The organism is Acinetobacter sp. YH12043 (genome assembly GCF_013419915.1).
Lineage (GTDB): Bacteria > Pseudomonadota > Gammaproteobacteria > Pseudomonadales > Moraxellaceae > Acinetobacter.
Genome location: NZ_VOZD01000049.1, coordinates 1 through 6,199 on the forward strand (window position 1 = coordinate 1; position 6,199 = coordinate 6,199).

Annotated in this window: 7 protein-coding genes, 1 other RNA gene and 1 pseudogene; 6 read left to right on the forward strand and 3 right to left on the reverse strand. The window is 41.7% G+C overall.

Features of this window, described 5'->3' with window-relative positions; all coding sequences use genetic code 11:
* Positions 1-84: pseudogene (locus tag FTU01_RS15205) on the reverse strand (IS1595 family transposase); the annotation flags it as partial.
* 183 nt (positions 85-267) lie between these two features.
* The gene (gene glpK, locus FTU01_RS15210; RefSeq protein WP_179992941.1) at positions 268-1,752 is read right to left on the reverse strand and encodes a glycerol kinase GlpK; all 1,485 of its coding nucleotides are present in this window, start codon (positions 1,750-1,752) and stop codon (positions 268-270) included.
* A gap of 130 nt (positions 1,753-1,882) precedes the next feature.
* Here glpK and ssrA point away from each other — a divergent pair.
* Positions 1,883-2,242, forward strand: a transfer-messenger RNA (tmRNA) gene (gene ssrA, locus FTU01_RS15215).
* Between the two features lie 183 nt (positions 2,243-2,425).
* Positions 2,426-3,565, forward strand: a complete 1,140-nt coding sequence (locus FTU01_RS15220; protein ID WP_032068297.1) for a tyrosine-type recombinase/integrase — start codon at positions 2,426-2,428, stop codon at positions 3,563-3,565.
* Here FTU01_RS15220 and FTU01_RS15225 read toward each other — a convergent pair.
* Entirely contained in the window at positions 3,559-4,524 is a 966-nt protein-coding gene (locus tag FTU01_RS15225; RefSeq protein ID WP_180139958.1) for a hypothetical protein, read from the reverse strand. The genes FTU01_RS15220 and FTU01_RS15225 overlap by 7 nt on opposite strands.
* A gap of 139 nt (positions 4,525-4,663) precedes the next feature.
* On the opposite strand from FTU01_RS15225, the gene FTU01_RS15230 reads away from it, so the two are divergent.
* From FTU01_RS15230 to FTU01_RS15245, 4 genes are all read left to right on the forward strand, one after another.
* Positions 4,664-5,149: a hypothetical protein gene (locus FTU01_RS15230; RefSeq protein ID WP_180139960.1), complete on the forward strand. Its 486-nt coding sequence runs from the start codon at positions 4,664-4,666 to the stop codon at positions 5,147-5,149.
* Positions 5,150-5,170: 21 nt separating this feature from the next.
* Complete coding sequence (locus tag FTU01_RS15235) at positions 5,171-5,554, forward strand: transposase (RefSeq protein ID WP_001055589.1); 384 nt, start codon at positions 5,171-5,173, stop codon at positions 5,552-5,554.
* Positions 5,551-5,886, forward strand: a complete 336-nt coding sequence (gene tnpB, locus FTU01_RS15240; RefSeq protein WP_035270816.1) for an IS66 family insertion sequence element accessory protein TnpB — start codon at positions 5,551-5,553, stop codon at positions 5,884-5,886. The genes FTU01_RS15235 and tnpB overlap by 4 nt, the downstream gene beginning before the upstream one ends.
* Positions 5,887-5,960: 74 nt before the next feature.
* Positions 5,961-6,199: DUF3287 domain-containing protein (locus FTU01_RS15245; RefSeq protein WP_180139962.1), on the forward strand; the 239-nt coding region annotated here is incomplete at its 3' end.

A 6,199-nucleotide genomic window follows, 5' to 3' on the forward strand; every position in this document is an offset into this window, starting at 1 on the left:
TGTTTTGGAAGCAGGAATATCAACACAAAAGCATTGAATAATTTTTTTAATCTTGTAGTGACTTAATTTACTGTTTTCTATCATGATTCTAGACTAACATAATCATTTTGCTAGTCTAGAGCCTTTTGATTTTGGCGATGGTTTTTATTTTTGCTGCTTTAATCGTCTGGTTGGCACCACGACCCAAAGCGGGTTTGGGTGGAATGCCATCACATTAATATTTTCCAACATAAAAAACCGCTAACTATTTAGCGGTTTTTTTCGATCTTATAAATCTGATTTGGCCCGTTTCAAAGCATTTTGCCATTTGGCTAAATGTGCTTCACGTTCATCATTCTGCATTTTTGGTTCAAAGGCTCGGTCTAACTGCCAGGACTGAGAGATTTCATCAAGGCTGGAAAATACGCCAGATTTTAAACCAGCCATCGCTGCTGCACCCCAAGCGGTGGATTCCAGCATTTTTGGACGCATGACAGGAACATTTAGCAGGTCAGCCTGGAACTGCATCAGCATATCATTACAGCTGGCGCCACCATCGACGCGTAGTTCTTTTAAAGGATGGGCAATATCCGATTGCATCGCAGTCAATACATCGGAGACCTGAAAGGCAATCGATTCCAGCGCGGCGCGGGCAATATGGGCCTTATTGGTTCCTCGTGACATGCCACAAAGCAGGGCACGGGCTTCACTATCCCAATGCGGTGCACCCAATCCGGTAAAAGCAGGAACTAAGACCACGCCGTCAGTATCTTCAACTTTACAGGCCAACTTCTCTATATCACTGCTTTTTTGAATGATGCCAAGCCCATCACGTAGCCATTGCACCACTGCACCGGCCATAAAAACACTACCTTCTAAGGCATAACTGGTCTGTTCCTGTACCTGCCAGGCGAGGGTAGAAAGCAATTTATTCTGGCTGAGCTGAATGTCATGGCCGGTATTAAATAGCATAAAACAGCCAGTGCCATAGGTATTTTTTGCCATACCGGGTTCGAAACAAGACTGGCCAAACAAGGCAGATTGCTGATCACCCAGAATGCCGATAATGGGAATGGTGGCTCCTAACAAACCCGGTGCTGTATCTGCAATATGACAATCGGAACTGATGATTCGTGGCAGGACTGAAGCAGGGATATTAAATAGGTCTAGTAGTTCCTCATCCCAGCGTTGAGTATGCAGATTCATCAACATGGTACGGGACGCATTACTGGCTTCGATGATATGCTCAGCCCCTTGGGTCAGGTTCCAGATCAGCCAGCTATCAATAGTGCCAAAAGCGACATGACCTTGTTCTGCAAGTTCACGTAAGCCATCCACATGTTCCAATAACCAGACCAGCTTGCCAGCACTGAAATAAGGATCAATCCGTAGCCCGGTTTTTTGTTGTACCTGATCCATCTGGCCTTGCTGTATCAGCTGATTACACCAGTCTGTTGCACGACGATCCTGCCAGATAATCGCTGGTGCAAGAGGCTTCCCATTACGGCAATCCCATACCACAGTCGTTTCACGCTGGTTGGTCAGGCCAATCGCTTTAATGTCTTTCGCCAGAATCCGGGCAGTAGCAAGCGCCTGTTGTACCACTGCAATTTGCGAGCTCCAGATTTCCTGTGCATCCTGTTCGACCCAGCCGGAATGTGGGGTCTGGATATGGGTTTCGCGTTGAGCTGTTGCCTGAATCTGTCCGTGTTCATTAAAGATGATTGCACGGCTAGATGTCGTTCCCTGGTCGAGTGCCAATAAATAGCTCATAATTTTTTTAAATGCTGACTTGAATTATGAAATATTAGCGCAATTATGTAATCAGGCGCATTCAAAAGTGTATTTGTGTAGAAAATGCATCGTATTTTTTGCCAGTTATGCTATGATGAGCTTGTACTTTGGGGATGTTCTTGGCTTCGACGCCGATGATGAAACTCATAGATGCATGCCGAGAGCGCATTTTCTCTCGTAAATAAAATTTGCATTTAAATAGTCGCAAACGACGAAACTTACGCTCTAGCAGCCTAAGGGCTGCTTGTCCGCATCTCTGAATACTTGTGGTTAGAGATCCCGACTGAAGCGAACGCACACAAGTCCGTATAGAGTCAAGCCTCGGGGCTTTATACCAAATCTAGAGGATCGCACCTTGAACCCTGTTCGTCGGGTCTCTTGGTGTTAAAACAATAGACGATATCTAAGCATGTAGTATTCTCGAGCGTAGTGTTGGCGGACGCGGGTTCAACTCCCGCCATCTCCACCAAAATTCTTTCCGAAGTAATCCATCGGAATCTAAAAAAGCCTTTAAACTCAATGTTTAAAGGCTTTTTTATTGGCTGTATTATCCGACCTTGTCCTAAGCTGTTTGACCCTATTTTTGCTTTATTAGGGTCAAAATTGGGACAATTTGACCCACTAAATAAGTTTAATTATGTGGGACAAAGATATGTCGCTTACTGATGTGCTGTGTAAAAAAGCATTACCGCAGGAAAAACAGTACCGCCTTTCTGATATTAATGGTCTGTCTTTACGAGTCGATCCGAATGGCAAAAAATATTGGTCTATCAGATACACGGAAAATGGACAAAGGAAGTCCAAAGCATTAGGTATCTATCCTGAGCTAAGTTTAAAGCGTGCAAGGGAGATCGCGCTTGATCTGAGATATAAACTCAAAAATACAACTGAGGTCGAGCAGGAGCAGCCTTATTTTAAGGAAGTCGCAGAGGATTGGTTCAATAATCAAAAAGAAACCTGGTCATCCAAACATATTAGTAATGTTCGAGCTTCCTTGGATGAGCTTTATATTGCTCTTGCTAATAAGCGTATTAATCAGATTCAGGCACCTGAGATTCTGCAGATCATTAAGAAAATTGAGGCAAGAGGCTCGCTTGAAATTGCAAAACGTACCTTATCTCGTTGCGGCATGGTCATGAAATACGCTATTGCCCATGGATACCGCTATGACAACCCGGCAGGTGATTTAGTTTATGCCCTCAAGAATAAACGGGTCAAAAACTTAGCTTCGCTTTCGGCCTCTGAAATGCCTGAATTTTTAAGAAAGGTAAGAGCATACCCAAGTGATGCTCAGACACATCATGCGATTATTCTGATTATGCTGACAGGCGTTCGGGTTAGTGAGTTGCTGCAAGCACGCTGGGAAGAATTTGATCTGGAAGGACGTAAGTGGGATATCCCTGAAGAACGAATGAAGAACAGACTTCCGCATCGTGTACCGTTGACGGACATGATGATTGCTGAGCTTCAGGCATTGAGACTTACTCATAATCAGGAACTGCTTTTTCCACATCGTTTAAATAATAAAGAACCGATGCGTAGTGAATCTATTTTGGCTGTGATTAAACGTTCGGGTTATGCAGGTCGAATGACCACACATGGTTTTAGATCGCTATTCAGTACAGTCGTAAACGAGTCCAATTTATTTAATCCTGATGCTATTGAACGCCAACTTGCCCATGTACCTCAGAATAGAATTCGTTCGGCTTATAACCGAGCACAGTACTGGGATGAACGTGTGAAGATCATGGAGTGGTATGCGGAGAAAGTGAAATTTTGGTTGGATCATTGATAATCATCTTTCTCATCATTGTGGGGGAAGGGATGGACCTTTCCAGCACTAGATTTATGGGATAAAAGCAGCTTTGTTGCATCTAGCAACTTAGAGGGTAAACCAGGGTTTTGTCTCTGAGAAATTTGAGTAGATGATTCATTTTTAGCTACTATCTCTTGCTCTTGCTCTTGCTCTTGCTCTTGCTCTTGCATATGGTAGCGGGTGAAGCTTGATGTTTTAGGTAGATTTTCAGAAAGGGGCTCTTGCACTAAGTTTAATGGCAATGTTGTGTGATTTTGTATTTGTGTAATCTTAGAATCATTTTTTAGTGCGTTGATCTCTTGAAGCTTAAGTTTTAATTTTGCATTAAGCTGCTTACGGATATCTTTTGTCAGCTTGCCCGAAGTATCTGTACTATGAGCTTCATTAGATGAATTTTCAGAAATGATTGATACGCATTCGTCTAATAGAAAATCCACTAGTGTTTCGTAAGTTTTTTTAAGCTCGTTTTGGTCACTATTATACTTATTCTTTAGGTAAGCTATATAGTTTGTTGATTCTTGAACTGTCGTCTTTAGCTGTTCAATTTGTTCCTTTTGCTTGAGTAAATTTGTATCGAAGCTATCAGTTATTCTGCTGACGGTTTGAGACAAGCTTCCCACTTCTAATTTTTTTCTCAGGCGTTCTAACTCTGTTTTTGTTTTTTTGCTTACGCGTAATTGTATCTTATTCTCATTGTTATGTGCTTGTTGGAATTTAAAAACTCTAAAGCCTTGTCGTAACTTTTCATACTCAGAAATAGGAATGATCAATGTTTCATGTGTTGATAGTACTGCTGAAAGTGTAGGTACAAGTCGATTTGTGTTGGTAGGGTTATTGTGGTTTAAAAAATGGCTGTATTTGCTTTTAATCCATTTTTCTTTTAAGTCTTGATCTGTTTCTAACCATTTTTTTAAAGATTCTTTTGGTCTAGCCATAAGAGTAGCCTCATTTAAATCACATTAACGTTTAAATTAATGTTAAATAAACGTTAATATAATTTCAATAGTTTCATTTTGCACATAACGGTTTTTTTGAGTAAGCTAATTGAAGCTAGAAATGGATATAAAACGACTTATGGATGATAAAAATTCTGACGTCTTATTTTTGTTGGTACATGATTTTTTGCCAACAACTGTGAAACCCTACAGTCGTTGGGTGCTATATAAAATTTTAGAAGTTTATGCAGGAACTCCATTTGAGGTTTCGAATAAAATCCTTGCTATTAGATTGGGGTTGTATGAGAGAAGAGTTGCAGTTGCTCTAAAGGAGTTAGTGAGTTATCAAATTCTTATTGCGCCAATTGAATGTGTAGATAGTCAAAATTTTCTCAGATTTAATGAGGAGCTGTTTAGGCGTTATTGGCAGGTGAGTACTAGAAGTAGGTACGCAGTAGATGAATGGTACAACCGATCTCGCTATAAACCTAATGAGCTATTTTTTTATATCCTCAAAGAGCGTTTAAATGATTTTTATATCAGCCATACGCAAGCTAATAGTAAGCATCCGGCTAACACAGCCTTACCAAGCGATCCTATAAGCCTTAATTTAGTTCCCACCTAAAAACAAGTGGGGACTTAATCCATGAACATGGATATATATTCAGCAACACCTCCTGTTGCTAAAAAACGCAGAACATACAGCAAAGAATTCAAACTCAGTATTGTCAATGCCTGTAAAAATCCTAATACCTCGATCGCTTCGGTCGCACTGCAACATAGTATTAATGCCAACCTTGTCAGTCGTTGGATCAGGATCTTCAGCCATCATGAGGGTGCCGTGCAGGATCCTACTCATGTGAATCCAGCATTTATTGCTTTGCCTTACACTGCTGCAATCAGCCAACCTATTGATGAGAGGATCACGTTGTGTATCACCGTGCCTCATACGAATAATGATATTCAGCTAAAATGGCAGACATCAGAAATACCTGCCTTGGCAGAATTACTCAAGGCACTGGCAACATGATCCGTATCAATGAAATTTGGCTCTCTACCCAGCCCATGGATATGCGAGCAGGAATGGATACTGTCATGGCTCAGGTGGTGAGAGCCTTTGGCTACATCAAACCGCATTGCGCCTACCTGTTCTGTAATAAACGTGGTCATCGTATGAAAGTGTTGGTACATGATGGACTGGGCATCTGGCTGTGTGCCCGGCGTTTGGAACAGGGTAAATTTCACTGGGCTCAAGTTCACCAAGGTGAAACCGTGGCCCTCAGCCCGGAACAGTTACAGGCATTAATCCAAGGTTTGCCCTGGCAGAGAATTGGACGACAGCAGGTGGTGACGATGCTTTAAACCAGGCTGTTCCATTCTGCTATTCTCCAAACGTTCTATTTCATTCTTCTCATGACCTCAGGCATACTGCGGTCATGAATACGCTGCCTGACTTAAGCCAACTGACCCATGAACAACTGCTGGAATTCACCAGGCAGTTGGCGATGCAGCATCAGTCTCTGGCACAATCAAATCAAGAATTAGAAAAATCAAACCAGCAATTAGATGCCAGAGTTCAACATCTTGAAGTCACCAATCAGCAATTAGATTCTAAAGTTCAACATCTTTCTATTCTCAATCAAAAATACGAGCATGAACTCGCACTATTTAAACA

What these genes read in the sequence shown, in the direction of transcription:
- glpK (WP_179992941.1), bottom strand. Translation starts at nt 1,752, where the DNA reads ATGAGCTATTTATTGGCACTCGACCAGGGAACGACATCTAGCCGTGCA.
- FTU01_RS15220 (WP_032068297.1), top strand. Translation starts at nt 2,426, where the DNA reads ATGTCGCTTACTGATGTGCTGTGTAAAAAAGCATTACCGCAGGAAAAA.
- FTU01_RS15225 (WP_180139958.1), bottom strand. Translation starts at nt 4,524, where the DNA reads ATGGCTAGACCAAAAGAATCTTTAAAAAAATGGTTAGAAACAGATCAA.
- FTU01_RS15230 (WP_180139960.1), top strand. Translation starts at nt 4,664, where the DNA reads ATGGATGATAAAAATTCTGACGTCTTATTTTTGTTGGTACATGATTTT.
- FTU01_RS15235 (WP_001055589.1), top strand. Translation starts at nt 5,171, where the DNA reads ATGAACATGGATATATATTCAGCAACACCTCCTGTTGCTAAAAAACGC.
- tnpB (WP_035270816.1), top strand. Translation starts at nt 5,551, where the DNA reads ATGATCCGTATCAATGAAATTTGGCTCTCTACCCAGCCCATGGATATG.